Annotated in this window: 21 protein-coding genes; 11 read left to right on the forward strand and 10 right to left on the reverse strand. The window is 73.0% G+C overall.

From position 1 onward, the window contains the following. Nucleotides 1-42 precede the first annotated feature (42 nt). A complete protein-coding gene (locus ACFTZC_RS03945; RefSeq protein WP_382886561.1) occupies nucleotides 43-1686 on the forward strand; it encodes a DNA repair helicase XPB in 1644 nt (547 codons plus the stop codon). A 38-nt stretch (nucleotides 1687-1724) separates the two neighbouring features. On the opposite strand, the gene ACFTZC_RS03950 is transcribed toward ACFTZC_RS03945, so the two are convergent. Together ACFTZC_RS03950 and ACFTZC_RS03955 are read right to left on the reverse strand one after the other, a co-directional pair. Next, a complete protein-coding gene (locus ACFTZC_RS03950) occupies nucleotides 1725-3068 on the reverse strand; it encodes a glycosyltransferase 87 family protein (protein ID WP_382886563.1) in 1344 nt (447 codons plus the stop codon). Nucleotides 3069-3092: 24 nt separating this feature from the next. Beyond that, nucleotides 3093-3293 carry a hypothetical protein gene (locus tag ACFTZC_RS03955; protein WP_382886565.1) on the reverse strand — a complete coding sequence of 67 codons (201 nt, stop codon included), beginning with the start codon at nucleotides 3291-3293 and terminating at the stop codon, nucleotides 3093-3095. Between the two features lie 446 nt (nucleotides 3294-3739). Here ACFTZC_RS03955 and ACFTZC_RS03960 point away from each other — a divergent pair, with 446 nt between their 5' ends. Beyond that, nucleotides 3740-5866 carry a HelD family protein gene (locus tag ACFTZC_RS03960; RefSeq protein ID WP_382886567.1) on the forward strand — a complete coding sequence of 709 codons (2127 nt, stop codon included), beginning with the start codon at nucleotides 3740-3742 and terminating at the stop codon, nucleotides 5864-5866. 360 nt (nucleotides 5867-6226) lie between these two features. Here ACFTZC_RS03960 and ACFTZC_RS03965 read toward each other — a convergent pair whose 3' ends face one another. Then, nucleotides 6227-6946: a copper homeostasis protein CutC gene (locus tag ACFTZC_RS03965; protein WP_382886569.1), complete on the reverse strand. Its 720-nt coding sequence runs from the start codon at nucleotides 6944-6946 to the stop codon at nucleotides 6227-6229. Between the two features lie 277 nt (nucleotides 6947-7223). Here ACFTZC_RS03965 and ACFTZC_RS03970 point away from each other — a divergent pair, with 277 nt between their 5' ends. The 3 genes from ACFTZC_RS03970 (at nucleotide 7224) to ACFTZC_RS03980 (ending at nucleotide 11738) form a co-directional block, all read left to right on the forward strand. Next, nucleotides 7224-9470 carry a heavy metal translocating P-type ATPase gene (locus ACFTZC_RS03970; RefSeq protein ID WP_382886747.1) on the forward strand — a complete coding sequence of 749 codons (2247 nt, stop codon included), beginning with the start codon at nucleotides 7224-7226 and terminating at the stop codon, nucleotides 9468-9470. 99 nt (nucleotides 9471-9569) lie between these two features. After that, nucleotides 9570-10244 (forward strand): hypothetical protein, encoded by a 675-nt coding sequence (locus tag ACFTZC_RS03975; protein ID WP_382886571.1) that lies wholly within the window; start codon nucleotides 9570-9572, stop codon nucleotides 10242-10244. A gap of 189 nt (nucleotides 10245-10433) precedes the next feature. Then, nucleotides 10434-11738, forward strand: a complete 1305-nt coding sequence (locus ACFTZC_RS03980; protein WP_382886749.1) for a Cmx/CmrA family chloramphenicol efflux MFS transporter — start codon at nucleotides 10434-10436, stop codon at nucleotides 11736-11738. On the opposite strand, the gene ACFTZC_RS03985 is transcribed toward ACFTZC_RS03980, so the two are convergent. From ACFTZC_RS03985 to ACFTZC_RS03995, 3 genes are all read right to left on the reverse strand, one after another. Beyond that, nucleotides 11671-12387 carry a TetR/AcrR family transcriptional regulator gene (locus ACFTZC_RS03985; RefSeq protein ID WP_382886573.1) on the reverse strand — a complete coding sequence of 239 codons (717 nt, stop codon included), beginning with the start codon at nucleotides 12385-12387 and terminating at the stop codon, nucleotides 11671-11673. The two genes, ACFTZC_RS03980 and ACFTZC_RS03985, sit on opposite strands and share 68 nt — an antisense overlap. 70 nt (nucleotides 12388-12457) lie before the next feature. Continuing rightward, the gene (locus ACFTZC_RS03990; RefSeq protein WP_382886574.1) at nucleotides 12458-12727 is read right to left on the reverse strand and encodes a DUF4031 domain-containing protein; all 270 of its coding nucleotides are present in this window, start codon (nucleotides 12725-12727) and stop codon (nucleotides 12458-12460) included. Further along, a complete protein-coding gene (locus ACFTZC_RS03995; protein ID WP_382886751.1) occupies nucleotides 12724-13182 on the reverse strand; it encodes a hypothetical protein in 459 nt (152 codons plus the stop codon). Before ACFTZC_RS03995 ends, ACFTZC_RS03990 begins: the two co-directional genes overlap by 4 nt. A 101-nt stretch (nucleotides 13183-13283) precedes the next feature. Here ACFTZC_RS03995 and ACFTZC_RS04000 point away from each other — a divergent pair, with 101 nt between their 5' ends. The 4 genes from ACFTZC_RS04000 to ACFTZC_RS04015 all read left to right on the forward strand — a co-directional run bounded on the left by ACFTZC_RS04000 (nucleotide 13284) and on the right by ACFTZC_RS04015 (nucleotide 17101). Beyond that, complete coding sequence (locus tag ACFTZC_RS04000; RefSeq protein ID WP_382886576.1) at nucleotides 13284-14207, forward strand: MurR/RpiR family transcriptional regulator; 924 nt, start codon at nucleotides 13284-13286, stop codon at nucleotides 14205-14207. Nucleotides 14208-14300: 93 nt separating this feature from the next. Further along, nucleotides 14301-15257, forward strand: coding sequence for an N-acetylmuramic acid 6-phosphate etherase (gene murQ, locus ACFTZC_RS04005; RefSeq protein ID WP_382886578.1), 957 nt, complete (start codon nucleotides 14301-14303; stop codon nucleotides 15255-15257). 39 nt (nucleotides 15258-15296) lie between these two features. After that, complete coding sequence (locus ACFTZC_RS04010; protein WP_382886579.1) at nucleotides 15297-16862, forward strand: PTS transporter subunit EIIC; 1566 nt, start codon at nucleotides 15297-15299, stop codon at nucleotides 16860-16862. Next, nucleotides 16859-17101, forward strand: a complete 243-nt coding sequence (locus tag ACFTZC_RS04015) for a DUF397 domain-containing protein (protein ID WP_382886580.1) — start codon at nucleotides 16859-16861, stop codon at nucleotides 17099-17101. Before ACFTZC_RS04010 ends, ACFTZC_RS04015 begins: the two co-directional genes overlap by 4 nt. Before the next feature lie 36 nt (nucleotides 17102-17137). Here the strand turns inward: ACFTZC_RS04015 and ACFTZC_RS04020 are convergent, their stop codons facing one another. Continuing rightward, nucleotides 17138-18505 carry an alkaline phosphatase gene (locus tag ACFTZC_RS04020; RefSeq protein WP_382886582.1) on the reverse strand — a complete coding sequence of 456 codons (1368 nt, stop codon included), beginning with the start codon at nucleotides 18503-18505 and terminating at the stop codon, nucleotides 17138-17140. Between the two features lie 426 nt (nucleotides 18506-18931). Here ACFTZC_RS04020 and ACFTZC_RS04025 point away from each other — a divergent pair, with 426 nt between their 5' ends. Together ACFTZC_RS04025 and ACFTZC_RS04030 are read left to right on the forward strand one after the other, a co-directional pair. Continuing rightward, entirely contained in the window at nucleotides 18932-19480 is a 549-nt protein-coding gene (locus tag ACFTZC_RS04025; RefSeq protein ID WP_382886583.1) for a hypothetical protein, read from the forward strand. Continuing rightward, nucleotides 19477-20145, forward strand: a complete 669-nt coding sequence (locus ACFTZC_RS04030) for a hypothetical protein (RefSeq protein WP_382886584.1) — start codon at nucleotides 19477-19479, stop codon at nucleotides 20143-20145. Before ACFTZC_RS04025 ends, ACFTZC_RS04030 begins: the two co-directional genes overlap by 4 nt. Nucleotides 20146-20259: 114 nt before the next feature. Here ACFTZC_RS04030 and ACFTZC_RS04035 read toward each other — a convergent pair whose 3' ends face one another. The 3 genes from ACFTZC_RS04035 to ACFTZC_RS04045 all read right to left on the reverse strand — a co-directional run bounded on the left by ACFTZC_RS04035 (nucleotide 20260) and on the right by ACFTZC_RS04045 (nucleotide 22567). Beyond that, nucleotides 20260-20982, reverse strand: a complete 723-nt coding sequence (locus tag ACFTZC_RS04035) for a hypothetical protein (protein ID WP_382886585.1) — start codon at nucleotides 20980-20982, stop codon at nucleotides 20260-20262. Beyond that, nucleotides 20982-21491: an RNA polymerase sigma factor gene (locus ACFTZC_RS04040; RefSeq protein ID WP_382886586.1), complete on the reverse strand. Its 510-nt coding sequence runs from the start codon at nucleotides 21489-21491 to the stop codon at nucleotides 20982-20984. The genes ACFTZC_RS04035 and ACFTZC_RS04040 overlap by 1 nt, the downstream gene beginning before the upstream one ends. 110 nt (nucleotides 21492-21601) lie before the next feature. After that, entirely contained in the window at nucleotides 21602-22567 is a 966-nt protein-coding gene (locus ACFTZC_RS04045) for an RNA polymerase sigma-70 factor (protein ID WP_382886588.1), read from the reverse strand. Nucleotides 22568-22693 lie beyond the last annotated feature (126 nt).

Here is a 22693-nt window from a genome sequence, read left to right on the forward strand (position 1 = left end):
CGGCGGATGACGCCATGGCTGAATGACGGAAAGGGCGCAACTGTGAACGGACCGCTCATCGTCCAGAGCGACAAGACGTTGCTGCTCGAAGTCGATCACGACCAGGCCGACGCCTGCCGTCGTGCCATCGCGCCCTTCGCCGAACTGGAGCGCGCGCCCGAGCACATCCACACCTACCGGCTGACGCCGCTCGGCCTGTGGAACGCCCGCGCCGCCGGCCACGACGCCGAGCAGGTGGTCGACGCGCTGGTGGAGTTCTCCCGCTATCCCGTGCCGCACGCCCTCCTCGTGGACGTCGCCGAGACGATGGCCCGCTACGGGCGGCTCACCCTCACCAAGCACCCCACCCACGGGCTGGTCCTGACCTCCACCGACCGTCCCGTGCTGGAGGAGATCCTCCGCTCCAAGAAGGTCCAGCCGCTGGTCGGCAACCGGATCGACCCGGACACCGTCGCCGTGCACCCCTCCGAGCGCGGCCAGATCAAGCAGACGCTGCTCAAGCTGGGCTGGCCGGCCGAGGACCTCGCCGGTTACGTGGACGGCGAGGCGCACGCGATCGAGCTCGACGAATCCGGGTGGGCGCTGCGCCCGTACCAGAAGCAGGCCGTCGAGGGATTCTGGCACGGCGGCTCGGGGGTGGTCGTGCTGCCCTGCGGCGCCGGGAAGACGCTGGTCGGGGCGGGGGCGATGGCCCAGGCCAAGGCGACCACGCTGATCCTGGTGACCAACACCGTCTCGGCCCGCCAGTGGAAGCACGAGCTGGTGCGGCGCACCTCGCTGACCGAGGACGAGATCGGCGAGTACAGCGGTACGAAGAAGGAGATCCGGCCGGTCACGATCGCGACGTACCAGGTGCTGACGACCCGCCGCAAGGGCATCTACCCGCACCTGGAGCTGTTCGACTCGCGCGACTGGGGGCTGATCGTCTACGACGAGGTGCATCTGCTGCCCGCGCCCGTCTTCAAGTTCACCGCCGATCTCCAGGCCCGGCGGCGGCTCGGGCTGACCGCGACGCTCGTACGGGAGGACGGCCGCGAGTCGGACGTCTTCTCGCTCATCGGGCCGAAGCGGTTCGACGCGCCGTGGAAGGAGATCGAGGCGCAGGGGTACATCGCCCCGGCGGACTGCGTGGAGGTACGGGTCAACCTCACCGACAGTGAGCGGCTCGCGTACGCGACCGCCGAGACGGAGGAGAAGTACCGCTTCTGCGCGACGACGGCGACGAAGCGGAAGGTGACGGAGGCGCTGGTGCGCAAGCACCGGGGCGAGCAGACCCTGGTGATCGGGCAGTACATCGACCAGCTCGACGAACTCGGCGAGCATCTGGACGCGCCCGTCATCAAGGGGGAGACGAGCAACGCGCAGCGCGAGAAGCTCTTCGACGCGTTCCGGCAGGGCGAGATCTCGGTGCTGGTGGTGTCGAAGGTCGCGAACTTCTCGATCGACCTGCCGGAGGCGACGGTCGCGATCCAGGTCTCCGGTACGTTCGGCTCCCGCCAGGAGGAGGCCCAGCGGCTCGGCCGGGTGCTGCGCCCGAAGGCGGACGGCCATGAGGCGCGCTTCTACTCGGTGGTCGCGCGCGACACGATCGACCAGGACTTCGCGGCGCACCGGCAGCGGTTCCTGGCGGAGCAGGGGTACGCGTACCGGATCGTCGACGCGGACGAACTCCTCGCCGAGGGGTGAGGGGGAGTCCTCGGGGGGCCGCCCACTAGGGGCGCCCGCTACTCGTGGTTCTCGGCGTAGGTGGCGACGCCCGCGTCCTGCCGCCCGGCCCCTGAGCGGCCCGGTCCGGCGCCGGCACGGGGACCCGGCAGGCGGGACGGCGGTTCGGTGGCGCCGGGCGCGTCGTTCCGGAGGGCCCGGATGTGCCAGGCGGTGAGGATCAGGAGGGCGAGGGCGCACAGCGCGTACGGGGAGATCAGGGGCTGCTGCCACCACGCCAGCCGCAGGGCCGGCTCGCCCTCGTACGGTACGGCCCAGAAGCTCCGCGCCGTCCAGACCGCCCCGGCCAGCGCAGCCGTGCAGAAGCGGCGCTCGGCGAGCAGGGCGGCCAGCAGGGGCACGCACCACACCCACTCGTGCGACCAGCTCACCGGGGTGACCAGCAGCGCGGTCGTGGCGGTGAACAGGATGCCCCAGCGCTCCGAGCCCGCCCGGACGGCGGCGCGGCGGGCGGCCCACAGTCCGCAGACGGCCGTGAGCAGCGCCACGACCGCCCAGACGGCGGCCGGCTCGGGGGTGTGCAGCAGGCGGGCCAGCAGGCCGTGCAGGGACTGGTTGCCCGCGGTCCACGCGGCGCCGGCGCGGTCGGTCTCGAAGACCTGGCTCGTCCAGAACTCCCTGCTGGCGTACGGGAGTACGAGCATCCCGAGCAGTACGGTCCCGGCGAGCGCGGCGAGGGCGGTCAGCCCCTGCCGTACGCGGGAGGTGAGCAGCAGGTACGCGATGAAGACGGCGGGGGTGAGGGTGATGCCCGCCGCGATGCCGAGGGCGAAGCCCTTGGCGAGGGCGTGGTCGGGGCGGGTCAGGTCCCACAGGACGAGGCAGGCGAGGGCGAGGGCGATGTCGCCCAGGAGGATGGTGCGGGTGACGGGTTCGAGCCAGAGCCCGGCCGCCACGGCGGCGACGGCGAGGACGGCGCCGGAACGGCCCACGAGGCGGCCGGATCGGCCCACGAGCCGGAGGGAGAGCCGTACGAACAGCGCCAGCAGCGCGATGTTGCCGAGGACGAAGACCACCTTGAGGGCGCCGACGGGCAGCCAGGTGGTCGGGACGAAGAGGATCGCGGCGAAGGGCGGGTACGCGGTTCCGTAGGTGCCGGTCCCGTAGATCCCGGAGCCGTAGATCCCGGACCCGTAGGCCCCGGAGCCATGGACCCCGGCCCCGTACAGGTCGATCCCGTAGGGGTCGCTCCCGCCGAGGACGGCGGCGCCTTCGGCGCGGTAGACGAGGGTGTCGGCCAGCGGGACGGGCCGGGTGACGCAGAGGGTGGCGAACGCGGCCAGCGAGAGGACGAGCGCGCCCACTGCGATGAGTGAGCGAGGAGTCACGGTCCGGTAGGTCACGGCCGCGACCCTAGTGGATAGGGGTCAGCGGTGGCGCTTGATGCCCGCCTCCTCCGCATACTCCCCCAGCACGGCCACGTTGAACGCCGCGGTGAGGAAGACCTTGGCCGCGCGGAGCGCGTTGCCGACCGGGTGGCCGGGGTGGGGGACGGAGCCCGTCGCGGTCGCGCCGGGAACCGGTGGACCCTGAGGGGCGTGGGCCGGGGTGAAGGTTGCTGTGCTCATGTATCCATGGTGACTCCGGGGCCTGTGGACCACATCGCCCCAGGGTTTGAACCGTTTGTGAACCGGCGTACGACTTCCGGCCGGACGGGTCCCCTACGGGATGGACCCGAGGATGGACCCCGGACGGACCCCCGGATGGGACCTGGAGAGGACCTGGAGAGGACCTGGGCCGTACCGGGGAGGCTCAGGGGCCGGCGTCCCCTGCGTCGCGGCGCCCCCGCGACGAAAAGCATTCGCCCGGCCGTCGCCCGGTGGCTACAATCCTGCACCTTGCCCGCCTCCCTCACACACGGGAGCGCCGTCGTCCGGACGGAAACCGGACGGCCGACCGCCATGACGTGATCCACGCCGGACCGGAGCCCGCCCGCCGCTGCCGTACGCCTCTGCTCGTACGGAGGCAGTGGAGCGCGGCCCGTCGGCGTGCGTACAGCCCCGGAGGCAACACCGTGCCCGCGCCCGCCCCTGACCTCTCCGACGCGCCCGACTCCCCCGACGCGCCCGCCGGATCCCCCAGCTCGCCCGGCTCGCCCGATCTCCTCGGGCGCGAGCGCGCCCACCTCAGCGCCTCCCGCGCCGCCCTGCGCGCCATGCGCGAGGACGTGCAGGCGCTCGACATCCGCGACGTCACCGCGAACTGGGTCAACGCCGCCGTGCTGGAGTCCCAGATCGAGGAGCGCATCAAGGCGCTCGCCGATCTCGCCCACACCCCGCTCTTCTTCGGGCGGCTCGACTATCTGCACGCCGTCGGGGCGGAGGAGGCCGAGGGGGCGGCGGGCGAGTCCTTCTACATCGGGCGGCGCCACGTCCACGACACCGACGGCGACCCCATGGTGATCGACTGGCGTGCCCCCGTCTCGCAGCCCTTCTACCAGGCGTCCCGGCAGAAGCCGCTGGACGTCGCGCTGCGCCGCCGCTTCGGTTACACGGCGGGGGAGCTGACCGCGTACGAGGACGAGCACCTCTCCGACCCGACGGAGACCGCCACCTCCAGCAAGCTGCTCCAGGCCGAGATCGAGCGGCCGCGCGTGGGCCCGATGCGGGACATCGTCGCGACGATCCAGCCCGAGCAGGACGAGATCGTCCGCAGTGAGCTGGGCGGCACGGTGTGCGTGCAGGGCGGTCCCGGCACCGGGAAGACGGCCGTCGGTCTGCACCGGGTCGCGTATCTGCTGTACGCGCACCGTGAGCGGCTGGCGCGTACCGGCACGCTGGTCATCGGGCCGAACGCCTCCTTCCTCCACTACATCGAGCAGGTGCTGCCCACGCTGGGCGAGTTGGAGGTGAAGCAGGCGACGGTCGCGGACCTGGTCGCGGCCGGGGCGGAGGTGCGCGGTACGGATCCGGCGGACGCCGCCGTCATCAAGGGCGACGCCCGGATGGCCGAGGTGCTGCGGCGGGCCGTACGGTCGCACGTCACGCTGCCGACCGAGCCGGTCGTGGTGGTGCGCGGCTCGCGCCGCTGGCGGGTGCCGGTGTACGAACTCGTCGAGATGGTCGAGCAGTTGCTCGCCCGCGACATGCGGTACGGCGCGGCGCACGAGGCGCTGCCGCAGCGCATCGCGCACGCCGTGCTCGTACGGATGGAGGAGGCGGGCGAGGCGCCCGACGACCGGGTGCAGAACGCGGTGGCGCGCAATCCGGCGGTGAAGGCGGCCGTCAAGGCCGTCTGGCCGCAGGTGGATCCGGCGAAACTGGTGCTGCGGCTGCTCTCCGACGCGGAGTTCCTGGCCGCCCACGCGGACGGGGTGCTGAGCGCCGACGAGCAGAAGACGATCCTGTGGACGAAACCGGCCCGGAGCGTACGGTCGGCGAAGTGGTCCCCGGCCGACGCCGTGCTGATCGACGAGGCGGGCGACCTGATCTCCCGTACGCACTCGCTCGGCCATGTCGTGCTCGACGAGGCGCAGGACCTCTCCCCCATGCAGTACCGCGCGGTGGGCCGGCGCTGCTCGACCGGTTCGGCGACGGTGCTGGGCGATCTGGCGCAGGGCACGACGCCGTGGGCGACGGCGAGTTGGGCGGACGCGCTGCACCACCTCGGCAAACCGGAGGCGCTGGTCGAGGAGTTGACGGCCGGCTTCCGCGTACCCCGCGAGGTGATCGCGTACGCGTCCCGGCTGCTGCCCGCGATCTCGCCGGGGCTGGCGCCGGTGGCGTCCGTACGGGAGTCGCCCGGCTCGCTGGCGGTACGGGCGGTTCCGGACGTCGCGGAGCTGGACGCGGGGACGGTCGGGGCGTGCCGGGAGTCGCTGGCGCACGAGGGGTCGATCGGCCTGATCGCGGCGGACGCCCGGATCCCGGCGCTGGCACAGGCGCTGACGGCGGCGGGGCTCGGATATCTCGCGCCGGGCGAGGAGACGACGGCACAGGCGCGGCTGACGCTCGTACCGGCGTCGCTGGCGAAGGGGCTGGAGTACGACTACGTGGTGCTGGACGAGCCGGCGGCGGTGGTCGACGGCGAACCGGACGAACGGACGGGGCTGCGGCGGCTGTACGTGGCGCTGACGCGCGCGGTGTCGGGGCTGGTGGTGGTGCACGCGGCGGCGCTGCCGGAGCAGCTCACCCGTTCCTGACGCGCGGGGGACGCCGTCCGGGTACGCGCCCTCTCTCCCCCCTCGCGACGGGCGGCGGGCGCCCTCGCCTGCGCCCGCGCCCGGCGAGGCGGATGAGGGCGCCTCACCCGCCTCGCCGGGCGGCTCGGTCTCCGGCGCCTGTCGTCCGGATCGGGCCGGAGCGGCCGGGACACGTCACAAGCGGCGCGCGCGTCACGAGCGGCCCGTGTGCCACGAGCGGCCCGCGCGTCACGAGCAGCGCGCACGCCCGAGCGGCACACACCCGGGCAGCGCACACACCCGGGCAGCGCGCGCCCGAGCGGCGCACACACCCGAGCGGCACACACCCGGGCAGCGCGCGCCCGAGCGGCGTGCGCGCCGCTACACGCCGGCCGTCACCGCGTCGAGCGCCGCGCGCCACTCCCGTACCGCCGCCGCCGAGACCGGGCCGTCCCACCCGGCGGGGCGGGCCGCGCCGCCGATGTGGAACGCCGTCACGCCCGCCGCGCGCAGGACGGGAACGTGCGGGAGCAGCAGCCCGCCGCCGGCCATGAGGCGTGCCCCGTAACCCGGTTCGCCGCGCGCGCCGGCCGCCGCTTCCGCCAGGAGGGTGGGCAGGCCCTCGGCCACGCCGGCCGGGGAGCCCGCCGTGAGGTACGTGTCCAGGCCCGGCAGGTCCGCGAGGCGCTTGCGCAGCGCGTCGCGGTCGGCCGCGTGGTCGATCGCCCGGTGGAACGTCCAGCGGCAGCCGTCCAGTTCGGCGATCAGCCGCTCGACCGTCACCAGGTCCGGCGTGCCGTCCGGGTCGAGGAAGCCGAGGACGAACTCGTCCGCGCCCTCGGCCCGCAGCCGCCGCGCCGCGGCGACCAGCGCCGCCGCGCCGTCGGGGCCGCCGGCGGCGAAGCCGTCCGTCAGCCGGAGCATGACCCGCAGGGGGATCGGGACGGCGGCGCGGATCCTCGCGAAGGTCGCGGTGGCCGGGGTCAGGCCGTCGGCCGCCATGTCGGTGACCAGCTCAAGGCGGTCCGCACCGCCGTTCCGGGCGGCGATCGCGTCCTCCGCGTCGAGGGCGATCACCTCCAGGAGTGCACGCTTGATCATGAGCGGGGACCTCATTCATCGGGGGCGGGGAGAGAGATAGGTCTAGTCCAATATCCCAGCCTAAGGGGCCCGATCGATCACGGCCACCCCTTGCATTGCATACGGGTGGGGGGTATACAGGAAGAGCGTTATACCCCTAGGGGGTACGATGGACCTATCGGCCGAAGAGAAGGAGCCGCCGACCATGAGCACCACGCGGACCACCGCCACCACGGACGCCAGCACGGACGGCACCCCGACCGGCGCAACCCCGGGCAGCACCGCCGAAGTCGAACTCATGATCGGCGGGATGACGTGCGCCTCCTGCGCCGCGCGCATCGAGAAGAAACTCAACCGGATGGACGGGGTCGAGGCCACCGTCAACTACGCCACCGAGAAGGCGAAGGTCAGCTACGCCGACGGGCTCTCGGTCGGCGATCTGATCGCCACCGTCGAGGCCACCGGCTACACGGCCCAGGAGCCCGCCCCCCTGCGCTCCCGACTCGCACCGTCCGGAAGCGGCTCCGGTGCCGAGGGAGAGACGGAGGAGAAGGAGGAGGACGACGCCGAGCTGAAGACCCTGCGCGAGCGGCTGATCACGGCCGTCCTCCTCGCCGTCCCGGTCGTCGCGATGGCCATGATCCCGCCGCTCCAGTTCGACAACTGGCAGTGGCTCTCCCTCACCCTCGCCGCCCCCGTCGTCGTCTACGCGGGGTGGCCCTTCCACCGCGCCGCCTGGACCAACGCCCGGCACGGCGCCGCCACGATGGACACGCTCATCTCGGTCGGCACCTGGGCCGCGTTCCTCTGGTCGCTCTGGGCGCTCTTCTTCGGCACGGCGGGCATGCACGGCATGACCCACCCCTTCGAGCTGACGATCGGCCGCAGCGACGGCGCCGGGAACATCTACCTCGAAGCCGCCGCCGGGGTCACCGCCTTCATCCTCGCCGGCCGCTACTTCGAGGCCCGCTCCAAGCGCAAGGCCGGCGCCGCCCTCCGCGCCCTTCTCGAACTCGGCGCCAAGGAGGTCACCGTCCTGCGCGACGGCGGGGAGACCACGATCCCCACGGCCGATCTCCAGGTCGGCGACCGCTTCCTCGTACGGCCCGGCGAGAAGATCGCCACCGACGGCACCGTCGTCGAGGGCTCCTCCGCCGTCGACGCGTCGATGCTGACCGGCGAGTCCGTCCCGGTCGAGGTGGCCGTGGGCGACGGCGTCACCGGCGCCACCCTCAACGCGGGCGGCCGGATCGTCGTGGAGGCCACCCGGATCGGCTCCGACACCCAGCTCGCCCGGATGGCGCGCATGGTCGAGGACGCCCAGAACGGCAAGGCCTCCGTCCAGCGCCTCGCCGACCGGATCTCCGCCGTGTTCGTCCCCGTCGTGATCGTGCTGGCGCTGGCCACGCTCGGCGGCTGGCTGCTGGCGGGCGGCGGGCTGACGGCCGCGTTCACGGCCGCCGTCGCCGTACTGATCATCGCCTGCCCGTGCGCCCTCGGCCTGGCCACCCCGACCGCCCTCATGGTCGGCACCGGACGCGGCGCGCAGTTCGGCATCCTCATCAAGGGCCCCGAGGTGCTGGAGACGACCCGGCGCGTGGACACCATCGTCCTCGACAAGACCGGCACCGTCACCACCGGGAAGATGACCCTCCTGGCCACGCACAGCGCGCCGAACACCACCGACGACGAGGTGCTCCGGCTGGCGGGCGCCCTGGAACACGCCTCGGAGCACCCCATCGCCCGCGCGGTCGCGGAGGGCGCCGCCGAGCGCGTCGGAACCCTCCCCACGCCCGAGGACTTCGTGAACGTCGCCGGGCTCGGCGTCCAGGGCGTGGTCGAGGGCCACGCCGTCCTCGTGGGCCGCGTCAGGCTGCTCGCCGAGTGGGAGATCCACCTCCCGGAGGAGCTGGAGCGGCACCGGGCGGCGGCCGAGGCGGCCGGCCGTACGGCCATCGCGGTCGCCTGGGACGGCGAGGCGCGGGCCGTGCTCGACGTCGCGGACGCCGTGAAGGACACCAGCGCGGAGGCCGTACGGCGGCTGCGCGCGCTGGGCCTGACGCCGGTCCTCCTCACCGGTGACAACCGCGCCGTCGCCGAGTCCGTGGCCGCCGAGGTCGGGATCGCCGCCGACCGGGTGATCGCGGAGGTCATGCCCGAGGACAAGGTCGAGGCGGTCAAGAAGCTCCAGGCCGAGGGCCGCTCCGTCGCCATGGTCGGGGACGGGGTCAACGACGCCGCCGCCCTCGCCCAGGCCGACCTGGGCCTCGCGATGGGCACGGGCACCGACGCCGCCATCGAGGCGGGCGACCTCACGCTCGTACGGGGCGACCTGCGCACCGCCGCCGACGCGATCCGGCTGGCCCGCAGGACGCTCGGCACCATCCGGGTGAACCTCTTCTGGGCCTTCGCCTACAACGTCGCCGCACTGCCGCTCGCCGCCGCCGGGCTCCTCAACCCGATGATCGCGGGCGCGGCCATGGCGTTCTCGTCGGTCTTCGTCGTCGGCAACAGCCTGCGGCTGCGGGGCTTCAAGGCGTCCTGACGCCGCACCGGCACGGCCGCACGGCGGCACGGCTGCGGGCATGACCACAGGGCCGGGCCCGGAGGGGATCTCCTCCGGGCCCGGCCCTATGGTCGTGCCATGCCCGACCCCGCCGCCCCCGCCCTCCGCGACCGCTTCGCGACGACCCTCCGCTCGCTGCTCCCGGACACCGCGGCGCCCGCGCCCGCGCCGGGCCCCGGGCCGGACCCGTACCGGTACGCCGACGACCTCCTCGCCCGCTGGGCCGAGCCGCAGCGCCGCTACCACACCACCGCGCACCTGACCGCCGTCCTGGACCGCGTCGACACCCTCGCCGCGTACGCGGCGGACCCCGCTCTCGTACGGCTCGCCGCCTGGTTCCACGACGCGGTCTACCGCCCCGACCGCTCCGAGAACGAGGAGCGCTCCGCCCGGCTGGCCGAACGGGCACTGCCGGAGGCCGGGCTGGACGCGGCCGGCACGGCCGAGGTCGCCCGGCTCGTCCGGCTCACCGCCGGGCACGCCACCGCGCCCGGTGACCGGAACGGCGCCGTCCTGTGCGACGCCGACCTCGCGGTCCTGGCCTCGGCGCCGGACACGTACGCCGCGTACACGACGGCCGTACGGGAGGAGTACGGCTTCGTCCCCGACCCGGAGTTCCGCACGGGCCGGGCGGCCGTACTGGAGCAGCTGCTCGCGCTGCCGGCCCTGTTCCGTACCCCGTACGGCGAGCGGGAGTGGGAGGCGCGGGCCCGCGCGAACATGGCGGCGGAGCTGCGCGGCCTGACCGCCTGACCGCCTGCTCCGAGACCGGTCCCGGACCGGTCTCGGCCCGCCCCTCCTCACCCGATCTCATCATCTGAACAGATGCCCGGCCCCGGAATGTCACGCCTGACGGTGCGGGTTGGACCTGACATGCCCGATTCCGCCGCGTCCCCTTCCCCTTCCCTGCCGCCCGCCCCCTCCCCCTCGCCTTCGGGCCGTATGCCGCTCGCCGTCTACATCCTCGGACTCTCGGTCTTCGCCCTCGGCACGAGCGAGTTCATGCTCTCCGGCCTGCTGCCGCCGCTCGCCGACGACATGGGCGTGTCCATCCCGACCGCCGGCCTGCTCATCTCCGCGTTCGCGATCGGCATGGTCGTCGGCGCCCCGCTGCTCGCCGTGGCCACCCTGCGCCTGCCCCGGCGCACCACCCTCATCGCCCTGATCTCGGTCTTCGGCCTCGGGCAGGTCGCGGGGGCGCTCGCCCCGTCGTACGAGGTGCTCTTCGCGTCCCGCGTGGTCAGCGCGTTCGCGTGTGCCGGGTTCTGGGCGGTCGGCGCGTCCGTCGCCATCGCCATGGTGGCGCCGACCGCGCGCGCCCGCGCCATGGCCGTCATGATCGGCGGGCTCTCCATCGCCAACGTGCTCGGTGTCCCCGCCGGCGCGTTCCTCGGCGAACACCTGGGCTGGCGCTCGGCGTTCTGGGCGGTCGGCGCGGCCTCCGCGGTCGCGCTGGCCGGTGTCGTGACCCTGATCCCGCGGATCCCGCGGCCCGCCGAGAAGCCCCGGCTCAAGCGGGAGCTGACGATCTACCGGGACCGTCAGGTCTGGCTCTCCATCGCCGTCACCGCGCTCGCGGCGGGCGGCGTCTTCTGCGCCTTCTCGTACCTCGCCCCGCTGCTCACGGACGTGGCGGGCCTGGACAGCGGCTGGGTCCCGACGGTGCTCGCGCTCTTCGGCATCGGTGCGCTGGTCGGTACAGCGCTGGGCGGCCGGTACGCGGACGCGCACCTCTTCGGCGTCCTGCTCACCGGCACCGCCGCGTCGACGGTGCTCCTGGTGCTGCTGGCGCTGACCGCCGGGAGCCCGGTCGCGGTCGTCACCCTGACCTTCCTCCTCGGCGTCTCGGCGTTCTACACGGCGCCCGCGCTCAACGCCCGTATGTTCAACATCGCCGCCGCGGCCCCCACCCTGGCGGGTGCGACCACGACGGCCGCCTTCAACCTCGGCAACACGGGCGGCCCCTGGCTGGGCGGCACGGTGATCGACGCGGACCTCGGCTTCGCCTCGACCGCGTGGGCGGGCGCGGCGATGACCCTGGTCGCCATCGCTCTGGCGGCGCTCTCGCTCCGCTTCCACCGGGCGACGGCCGGCCGGGTGGTGGCGGGCTCGCTGGTGGTCTCCGGCGCGGGCCCGGTCACCGGGCGGCCCGCCCCGGTCGGCGAGGAGAGGGCTCCGGTCAGCGAGGAGAAGGTTCCGGTCGGTGAGGGGCCGGCGGATCGACCAGGTCGGTCAGCTCGGCCGTGAACAGCAGCGCGGGATCGAACCCCATCCCGTCGAACTGACCCGCGAGTTCCAGGGACAGGGTGCCGTGCAGCCGGGTCCAGAGGCTCAGGGCCCGGTGGAGGGTGGCGGACGGGGCGGGGTGGCCGGCCGCCCACTCCCGGTGGCTGTCGAGATGGGTGTCGAACGGCGACACGGGGGCGTCCGGGGACGGCTCGGGCCAGGCGTCGAGCAGTGTCGTCATGATCTCGGAGGAGATCCCGGTGGTGTCCTCGGGCGCGTGATAGCCAGGGACGGGGGTGCCGTAGATGAGCAGATAGCGCTGAGGGTCCGCGAGCGCCCAGCCGCGCAGGGCGTGTGCCAGCCCGGTCACGTCGGCCCCGGCGTCGGCGGCCGCGCGGAGGGTGTCCGCGAGGCTCCGGTAAGCATCCCTGATCAGCTCGGTGATCAGCTCGTCGCGGCCGGCGAAGTAGCGGTAGAGCGCGGGACCGCTCATGCCCATGAGCTTGGCGATCGCGTTGAGGGAGAGCGCGGACGCGCCCGCCGTGGCGATCTGCTCCCAGGCGCGCTCCTTGACCTCGGCGCGCACCTGGGCCCGGTAACGCTCGCGCGGGGTCTCGGCCTTCGCACCCGTCCGCGGGCGGGCTGTCGATCCGGTTCCCGTTTCCGCCATGGTCCGTCACCTTTCCACACCGGATTGGCTATACCTTCATCAATAAGTTAGAGGCTATCACTCACGCCGCTCAGCCGTCGGGCCGGTTCTTTCTGCGGCGCAGCCCCGCCGCCATGATCCGGCGGACGAGTTCCTTCGAGCCGATCTCCACCGCACCGGCCCGCACCGCGTCCCCGTAACGCTCCGACGGCAGGTCGTAGTGGTCCCGTTCGAAGGCGCGCGGCGGGCAGCCGATCGAGGCGGCGAAGGCGTGCAGTTCCTCGTAGGAGACGTCGCTGACCAGGTGCGACCACATCCGGCCGTGCCCCGGCCAGGTGGGCGGATCGATGTACACCGTCATGCCGCACCCGCCCCGCCGGGCCCGCCCGGACCCCCGGCTCCACCCGGACCATCCGCCCCGCCCAGCGCGCCGACCGCCGCGACCGCCACCCCCGCCTTCCCGCACACCCAGTGCGGGTCGGGCCCCAGCTCCGGTTCCACCTCCAGCGCGTGCGGCTCGGCCCCCGCATCGCACACCGGGCAGAGCGGCCAGCGCCCGTACCGCTCCATCAGCGCGTCCTGGACGTCCTGGGCGATCAGCCCCGCCACGTACGCCACCCCCTCCGGCCACTGCGCGACCCACCAGCGGCGGTGCGACACCGACTCCTCGACCAGCGACACCACCTCGGGGCGTGCCACATCGCCCGCGGCCAGGTCGGCGAGGACCAGCGCGCGGGCGGCGTGCAGCGCCTGCTCCAGCGCATCGACCTCGACATTCGGATTCGGGTTCGGGTTCGGGTTCGGGTCGGGGTTCACGTCCGGGTTCTCGTCGTCCATCCCGCAATTGTCACCCCGCCCCGCGACGGGGCCCCGACGCAGGGGTTGACGGTCCGAAAACCCGAAAATATCTTTCAAGAGTGACCCACGATGTGAAGGAAAGTTTCAGCGGTGACGCTCCACCCGCCCCCGCCGCCCTCGCCGCCAAGGTACGCACCCTCGCCCCGACCATGACCCGCTCCATGCAGCTCGTCGCCGAAGCGGTCGCGGGCGATCCCGCCGGCTGCGCCGCCCTCACCGTCACCGGTCTCGCCGAGCTGACCGGCACCAGCGAGGCCACCGTCGTCCGCACCGCCCGGCTCCTCGGCTATCCCGGCTACCGCGATCTGCGCCTCGCCCTCGCCGGTCTCGCCGCCCAGCAGCAGTCCGGCCGCGCCCCCTCCGTCACCGCCGACATCGCCGTGGACGACCCCATCGGAGACGTGGTCACCAAGCTCGCCTACGACGAACAGCAGACCCTCGCCGACACCGCCGCCGGGCTCGACACCGTCCAGCTCGGCGCGGTCGTCGCCGCCTCCGTCGCCGCGCGCAGGATCGACATCTACGGCGTCGGCGCCTCCGCCCTCGTCGGGATGGACCTCGCGCAGAAGCTGCTGCGCATCGGCCTCATCGCGCACGCCCACAGCGACCCGCACCTCGCCGTCACCAACGCCGTCCAGCTCCAGCCCGGCGACGTGGCCATCGCCATCACCCACTCGGGCTCCACCGGCGACGCCATCGAACCGCTCCGCGTCGCCTTCGACCGGGGCGCGACGACGGTCGCCATCACCGGCCGCCCGGACAGCCCGGTCTCGCAGTACGCCGACCACGTGCTGACCACCTCCACCGCCCGCGAGAGCGAGCTGCGCCCGGCCGCCATGTCCAGCCGTACGAGTCAACTCCTCGTCGTCGACTGCCTGTTCATAGGCGTGGCGCAGCGTACGTACGAGACGGCCGCGCCCGCGCTCGCCGCGTCGTACGAGGCGCTCGCGCACCGCCACAGCCCGCGCAACAGCCTCCGCTGACGCACCGGTTCTCCCGCGCACCCCCTTTCACACCGGCACCCGCACCCCCGGAGCCCGGCGCCCGCACCCCCGGAAAGAAAGAGCCGCTTCCCCATGTCCTCAACGCACCACGGCCAGTACGGTGACCTCCGCGCCCAGCTCGACACCCTCACCACCGAGGCGTTCCGTCCCGAACTGGCCGAGATCGACACGCTCCCCACGCTCGACATCGCCCGGATCATGAACGGCGAGGACGCCACCGTCCCCGCCGCCGTCGCCGCGCAGCTCCCCCGCATCGCCGCCGCCATCGACGCCGCCGCCGAGCGCGCGGCCCAAGGGGGCCGGCTGGTCTACGCGGGCGCCGGTACGGCGGGGCGGCTCGGCGTGCTGGACGCCAGCGAGTGCCCGCCGACGTTCAACACCGACCCGGACGAGGTCGTCGGCCTGATCGCGGGCGGGCCCGGTGCGATGATCACCTCGGTCGAGGGGGCGGAGGACTCCAAGGAACTGGCGGCGGCCGACCTGACGGCCATAAAACTGACCGCGGCGGACACGGTCGTCGGCGTCTCCGCCTCCGGCCGCACCCCGTACGCGGTCGGCGCCGTCGAGCACGCCCGCGCCCTCGGCGCGCTCACCATCGGCCTCTCCTGCAACGCGGACAGCGCGCTCGCGGCGGCGGCCGAACACGGCATCGAGGTCGTCGTCGGCCCCGAACTCCTCGCGGGTTCCACCCGGCTCAAGGCCGGTACGGCGCAGAAGCTCGTCCTCAACATGATCTCGACGATCACGATGATGCGGCGCGGCAAGACCTACGGAAACCTCATGGTCGACGTCCGCGCCTCCAACGACAAGCTGCGCGCCCGCTCCCGCCGGATCGTCTCCCTCGCCACCGGCGCGCCGGACGACGAGATCGAGTCCGCGCTCGCCGCCACCGGCGGCGAGGTCAAGAACGCCATCCTGCTCATCCTCGGCGCGGTCGACGGCCCGACGGCCGCCCGGCTGCTGACCGAGAACGACGGCCGGCTGCGCGCGGCGCTGCTCCGGGCCGCGGCACCCCCACGTACCCCCTGAGGCCCTCCGGCCCCCCGAACCAAGGCACGGTGCACCCCCATGGAACAGCACAGCGAGACCAGCGGCGGGGGGAACCGCGCCACCGCGCGGGCCCTCCTCCCGCTCCTCGGCGGCGCCGCGAACATCGCCTCCGTGGCCCACTGCATGACGCGGCTCCGCCTCTGCCTGCACGACTCGTCCCTGGTGCGCGAGGCGGAGCTGCGCGCGCTGTCCGCGGTGCTCGGCGTGGTGGCGGACGGGGTGGCGTACCAGATCGTGCTCGGCCCGGGAACGGCGGCGCGGGTGACGTCCGAGTTCGAGGGACTCGTGGCGACGGCCCGCGCGACCTCCCGCACCACCACCCCCACCGCCTCCACCACCCCCATCATCCCCAGCGCCTCCACCGCGGACGGACTGTCCGCGCGCGGCGAGGCCATCAGGGCGGCGCGCGGGGCCAGGAACGCCACCCCGGTCCGGCTCCTCCTCCGCCGGATCGCCGCCATCTTCGTCCCCCTGATCCCCGCCCTCATCGGCTGCGGCATCATCGCCGGTCTCAACGGCCTGCTCACCAACCTCCACTGGCTCCCGTCCACCGCCCCCGCGCTCACCGCGCTCGCGTCCGGCTTCATGTCCCTGATCGCGGTCCTCGTCGGGCACAACACGGCGAAGGAGTTCGGCGGCACCCCCGTCCTGGGCGCCGCCGTCGCCGCGGTCGTCGTCTTCCCCGGCGTCACCCAGATCGAGGTCCTCGGCCGCCAACTCGCCCCGGGGCAGGGCGGGGTGCTGGGCGCGCTCGCCGCGGCCCTCCTCGCGGCGCACGTCGAGCGGTGGTGCCGGCGGTGGGTGCCGGAGTCGCTGGACATCCTCGTCACCCCGGCCCTGACCGTCCTCCTCCCCGGCCTGGCCACGCTGTACGGCCTGATGTACGTGGCCGGCGAAATCTCCACCGCCATCGGCGACTTCGCCAACTGGCTGCTGTCCACCGGTGGTTCGCTGGCGGGCCTGGTGCTGGGCGGGCTGTTCCTGCCGCTGGTGATGCTGGGCCTGCACCAGGCGCTGATCCCCCTCCACACCACGCTCATCGCGCAGCAGGGCTACACCGTGCTGCTCCCGTTCCTCGCGATGGCCGGGGCCGGCCAGGTCGGCGCCGCCGCGGCGGTCCACGTACGCCTCCGGCACAACGCGTCCCTGCGACGCACCATCCGGTCGGCCCTCCCCGCGGGCCTCCTGGGCGTGGGCGAGCCCCTGATCTACGGCGTCTCGCTCCCCCTGGGGCGCCCCTTCGTCACGGCGTGCGTGGGCGGCGCGGTCGGCGGCGGGGTCGTCGGCCTCTTCCACCAGCTCGGCACGGCGATCGGCGCGACGGCGCTCGGCCCGTCGGGCTGGGCCCTGTTCCCCCTGCTGGCCGGCGGCCGGGGCCTCGGCGAGGCGGTCGCGGTGTACGGGAGCGGGCTGCTGGCCGGGTACGTCGCGGGCTTCGTCGCCACGTACTGCTTCGGTTTCACGCGCACGATGCTGACCGAGCTCAACGCGCCCGAACTGCCCTACGATCAACCGGGGGCCACCACACAGTCACCGAGAGCATCCTCGGCAGTGGCCGAATCAGTGGCGGAGGACTACGCATGAAGAGCAGCAGCCAGAGCCAGGGGTACGACCTGAGCGCCGCGACGTGGCGGAAGTCCACGTACAGCGGCGGCACCGGTGGCAACTGCCTGGAAGTCGCCGACGGCCCCGGCGGTCCCGACGGCACGGTCCCGGTTCGCGACTCCAAGACCCCCCACATCCCGGGCCTGGTCTTCCGGGCCCGGGTGTGGTCGGTCTTCGTCACCGGGGTCAAGGCCGGCACGTCCGCACGGCCGGCCTGACGCACGGCCGGCCGACGGGCGCGCCTGCTGCGCCGATCAGCGCAGGCGCAGGGCCTCGCGGACCGTGGTGAACAGGTCCGTCTGGTTGGTGACGCCGAGGACCCGGTACGCCTGCGGGCCCTGGGCGGCGATGCGCACCTGCGTGCCGGTGTGCTCCTGGGACTGCCCCGGCGTGTTGGTCGAGTAGTTGACCTTCAGCTGCTGGCCCTCGTCGGTGACGAGGGTGGAGGACAGGCCGGGCGGGGTGGCCTCCAGCGGCACGATCTGGCTGGTGTGGCCGTGGTCGGCGGTGGTCACCACGAGCGTGTCGGGGTGCTTGGCCGCGTAGTCGCGGGCCACCTTCACCGCACGGTCGAACGCGGCCGTCTCGCCGATCTGGCCGCACGGGTCGGCCGAGTGGTCCTGCTTGTCGATCGAGGCGCCCTCGATCTGCAGGAAGAAGCCCTCCTTGCTCTTGCGCTGCTTCTGCTTCGCCTCCAGGAGCTGGATCGCCTTGGTCGCCTGGTCGGCGAGGACGGGCGTGCCCGCCGGGCGGTTCGCGTTCGAGGTCACGCAGCGCTGCGGGGCCGTGCCGCCGGCCGCCGCGGCCTTGCCCGTCCACTCCACCGGCACGTTGCCGGGGGCGAACAGGCCGAGCACGGGCTTGCCCGCCTGTACGTTCTTCAGCCCGGCGGAGTCGGTGACGACCTGGTAGCCGAGCTGCTTCGCCTGCTCGGTCACCGTACGGCCCTTGTACGTGCCGTCGGTCACCTTCTGGTCGAACCGCTGCTTCCCGCCGCCGAGGAGCACATCCACCTTGCGGTTGACGGACTGCTCGGCGATCGATCCCGGGCCACCCGCGGCGATCTTGTCGGCCGGGCAGTTGGCCATGTCGGCCGGGCCCTGGCAGGAGCGGTCGGTGACGTGCGAGGCGAGCACCGCCGGGGTGGCGTCGGTCAGCTCGGACGTGGTGACGCTGCCGGTGGCGTACCCGCCCTTCTGCGCCAGCTCCAGGATCGTGGGCACGGCCTTGTTGCCGCCCGGCGTCTTGGAGATCCGGCCGTTGACCGTCTTGACGCCGGTCGCCCAGCCGGTGCCGCTGGCCGCGGAGTCGGTCACGTAGTCCGGGGTCCCGTCGGCGTGCACGGCGTACGTCGTGTAGGCGCCGGTCAGCGGGAACTTGTCCATGTTCAGGCGGCCGTTCGCGCCGACCGTGTAGTCACGGGCGAGCGTGATCTCCGAGTCGCCCATGCCGTCGCCGATCAGCAGGATGACGTTCTTCGCCTTCCCGCTCTTGATCGCCTGCGCGGCCTGGTCCTTGGTGTCCCACGCGCCGGCGGTGGTGGTGACGGTCACGGCGGTCACGGCGGCGACCAGCGCGGCGCCGACGACGAGGTGACGGCGAGAGGGGTGCGGTCTGGGCATGGGTGTTTCTCCCTGAAGCGATCGGCAGAGGGTGCCTGCGGCACCCACGGCACCCAGCCCACCACCGCGGGGTGAACCAACGGCGACATTCCCGCACTTCCGACACATCCGGCACATGGCGGCGATGTGGGCCACCGCGACGCACGACGGCCCGGCGCGGAGCCGCCGAAACCCGACCGGAGATTCTTTACATGCGGAGCCAACCCCCCTGTTTATCCGGGGAATTCGATGGTCAATATCCTTTGACGAAAGAGCTGACGGACCATAGGGTCTGATGTGTCGGGTGAGCTGACCGACGGGGGACCTACCGGGGGCACGAAGGGGGAAGTTCAGCTCATTAAGGATGCGTGAAAATATCCGCATCCTCATTCTCGATCGCGCATGCGCAGCGCTGCGCTGACGCATGCCCAATTCACGGGGAAAAACTTGAGTCGGAGATTCGCACGCGCATCACTCGTCCTCACCTCCTGCACCGCGCTGGCCGTCGCCGGCACCCTGGCCGGAGCGACATCCGCGCAGGCCACGTACTACAGCGGGGGCATGCCGGGCCGGTCGTTCAATGTCAAGACCGTCGGCATCAACGACCAATGGGTCAAGTATTTCGACACCGGCCGCTCGAACTGGAACAACGCGGGCGCCGGCGCGAAGATCGGGCGTAAGTCCAGCGCGAAGGCGTCCTTCACCGCCGCTCGCTACAGCGCGAGCTGGTACGGAATGTATTCGCCTTCCGGATCCCGTCACATCAATCGGATCTTCAAGATCCAGGTGAATGCGCGAACCCTCGACCGGGATGCCGGTTCCAAGTACGACCAGTGGGTCCGCAGTACCACCACACACGAACTCGGGCACGCGCTGAGCCTCGACGACAACCCGAATACGAGCAAGGCGTCGCTCATGAAGCACAGCCGTAACCGCGCGACGGTGCAGAAGCCGCTGTCGTACGACATCTCCGAGGTGAAGAGGATCTACTCGTGATCACGACACGGCACCTTCTCGTCACCGGCACCGCGGCCCTCGCCGCGTTCGGCGTCGTCGGCTGCTCCTCGGACGGCGGCTCCGCCGACCGGTCCGGGTCCTCGGCAGCGCGGGACGTCGTGGCGTACCACGCGGACTACCCCGCCTACGACTCGCTCGACGCGGTCATCGAGGAGTCCGACCTCGTCGTCAAGGGCACCGTCGTCAACTCCCGGGTCGAGCGCATGCTGCCCGAGACCTCGGCGGACGGCGACCCGGCCACCAACCCGCAGGCGGGGCTCTCGCCCGAGGAGATCGCGGAGGCCCGGGCGGCGGCCGAGGCCGACCCGGTGGTCGTGACCGTCTCCACGGTGAAGGTCTCCCAGGTGCTCGCCGGGGACGTGTCCGTCGGGGACACCGTCGAGGTCAGCCAGCTCGGGGGCACGTACAAGGGCGTCACGTACAAGGAGCGGAGCACCACCGCGCTCGCCGGGAGCGGCACCGAGTACGTGCTGATGCTCGCCGACAACGGCGCGAAGAACCCGTACGACCTGCTCAACCCGGAGCAGGCGCTGTACACCGTCGGGTCCGGCGGCGCGGTCAAGGCCGTGTCGGGCGGCGGTTTCGACAACGCGGGCCGGATAGACCGGCTCGCCGACCGTACGCACCGGATCGGCACCCGGTGACCCGGACCGGCGCGTAGCACCGGCCCCCGGCGGGACGTCACGGAGGAAGCTCTCCGTGACGCCCCGCCCCTTTTCCGGGCCGACGGCGTCGGCGTCGGCGGGTCCGGCCATGGTCTACTCCGTGAGCCGGAGCGCCTTGAGGACCCCGGGGCTCAGGGACACGTCGTTGTCGCTCCCCGCGACCGCCCGCCGTCCGTCGCCGCCCACGGCGTACCACCCCTGCGTGGTGTTCACCAGGACGTAGCGCCCGTCGCCGCTCTCCTCCAGCAGCAGGACGTACTCCTTGCCGGCCGTGAGCCCGGCGGTCTCGGGGCCCGAGCCGGGGGTGGTGTACGCGACCTCGATCGAGTCGCCCGGGGTCTTCCCCTTGGCGGTCGCCACCACCTCCGCCGTCGCGACGGTCGTGGCGACGTCGTCGGCGTTCTCCTCGCGACCGGCGCCGAGCTTCGCCCGTACGATCACGTTCGCGACCCCCTCCAGCCGGGCCGTGGTCTCGAAGTACGGCTCGTCGGCGAGCGTTCCGCCGCCCGTGCCGCCGCCGGGGCCCGCCGGGTCGCTCTGGAGCAGGAAGAGGCTGACGCCACCGATGACGGCGGCGGCCCCGCACGCGACGGCCGCCATCAGGAAGCCGCGCCGGGGCGCCCGGCGGACGGCCGCGGGCACGGGCCCGGCGGAAGCGGCGGAAGCGGCGGAAGCGGCGGAAGCGGCGGAAGCGTCCACGGAGCCGTCCACAGAACCGATCAGCGCGGCGAGTTCGCCGGCTGCGCGGGCCGACAGTCCCTCGGACCCCGGGTGCGGCACCGGATTGGCGTTCTTGATCAGAGTTTTCACGCGCATCACACCGACTCCTGAGGCAGATCGTAGACATCACGGAACGCTTTGCGGGCCCGGTGCAGCCGGACCCACACCGCCGGCGCGGCGCAGCCGAGGACCACACCGGCCTCGGCGGCGCTCAGCCCGTCCCAGTAGCTCAGCAGCAGCACCTCGCGGTGGTGGGACGGCAGCCGGTCGAGCGCGTCGAGGACGGCTTCGTCCGGGCCGGAGGCGGGCGTACGGTCCAGCTCGTGGCCGATCCGCCGGTGCAGCTCCGTCAGGCGTTCCATCGAGCGGTAGTGGTTGTTCAGCAGGTTCCGCGCGGTGACGAACAGCCAGCCGGCCGAAACCTCCTGACCGTCCGTCATGCGCTCCCAGGCGGTGCGGAAAACCTCGGCGGTCAGCTCCTCGGCCGCCGCTCGGTCCCCCGACCTCCGGTGTACGAAAGCGGACACACGCGGGTGGTCACGGACATACAAGGCCGTGAACCGCGCGGCGCGGTCACGGTCGCTCCCGGTCTTCAAGGTCTCCACACCCCCTATATGTCATGGCCCCGGCGCATCCTTACGTCCCTGGCCCATGAATCGGGAGCGGATTTCCCGGCCGGGGTCTCAGCGGCGAAGAGGGCTCAGCCGCCGGGGGCTCAGCGGCGCAGGGCGGTCTCCCGCCGCATGTGCGACAGCTTCTCGGGGTTGCGCACGGCGTAGAGCCCGGTGATGAGGCCGTCGTCGATGCGCACCGCCATGACCGTGTCCATCTCGCCGTCGAGCTGGACGATCAGCGCCGGGCAGGCGTTGACCTGGGCCGGCCGCAGCGTCGCCGCGGTGACCCTGCCGAGGCCGTGCGTGAGCAGGCGGGCCACCTTGTCGGCTCCCACGACGGGCCGCAGGACGGCCTGTTTGATGCCGCCGCCGTCGCCGAGGAGGACGACGTCCGGCGCGAGGATGTCGACCAGCCCCTGGAGATCGCCCGTCTCGACCGCCCGTGTGAACGCGTCGAGCGCGTCCCGGGTCTCGGCCTGGGACACGGTCCCGCGCGGCCGGCGCGCCGCGACATGGGCCCGGGCCCGGTGCGCGATCTGGCGGACCGCCGTCGGGCTCTTGCCGACGGCCTCGGCGATCTCGTCGTATCCGAGGTCGAACACCTCGCGCAGCACGAACACCGCCCGCTCCGTCGGCGTGAGCGTCTCCATCACCAGCAGCATCGCCATCGAGACGCTGTCGGCCAGCTCGACGTCCTCGGCCACGTCGGGCGCGGTGAGCAGCGGCTCGGGCAGCCAGGTGCCGACGTAGGACTCCTTGCGGCGGCCGAGCGTACGCAGCCGGCTCAGCGCCTGGCGGGTGGTGATCCGGACCAGGTACGCGCGCGGCTCCCGCACCGTGCCGGGGTCGACGCCCGCCCAGCGCAGCCAGGTCTCCTGGAGGACGTCCTCCGCGTCGGCGGCGGAGCCGAGCATCTCGTAGGCGACGGTGAAGAGCAGGTTGCGATGGGCGACGAACGCCTCGGTGGCGGAATCCGCGCGCCGCCCGTCCGCGTGCTCCCCCGGCCACCCCTCCGCGTGCTCCCCCTGCTCCCCCTGCTCGCCGTGCTCACCGTGCTCGTTCCTCACCGGCTGCTCCTGCCTGTTCGCTCCGGACGGTGCCCCGCGCACAAGACGCCGGTCCCCGCGGCTCTGTGACACCCGCGAGCGGTGGCGTACGTCACACGGCCGCCCTGTCACAGGGAGCGGGCCGCC

The sequence above is a fragment of the Streptomyces sp. NPDC056987 genome (assembly GCF_042673865.1).
Taxonomy (GTDB): Bacteria; Actinomycetota; Actinomycetes; order Streptomycetales; family Streptomycetaceae; genus Streptomyces.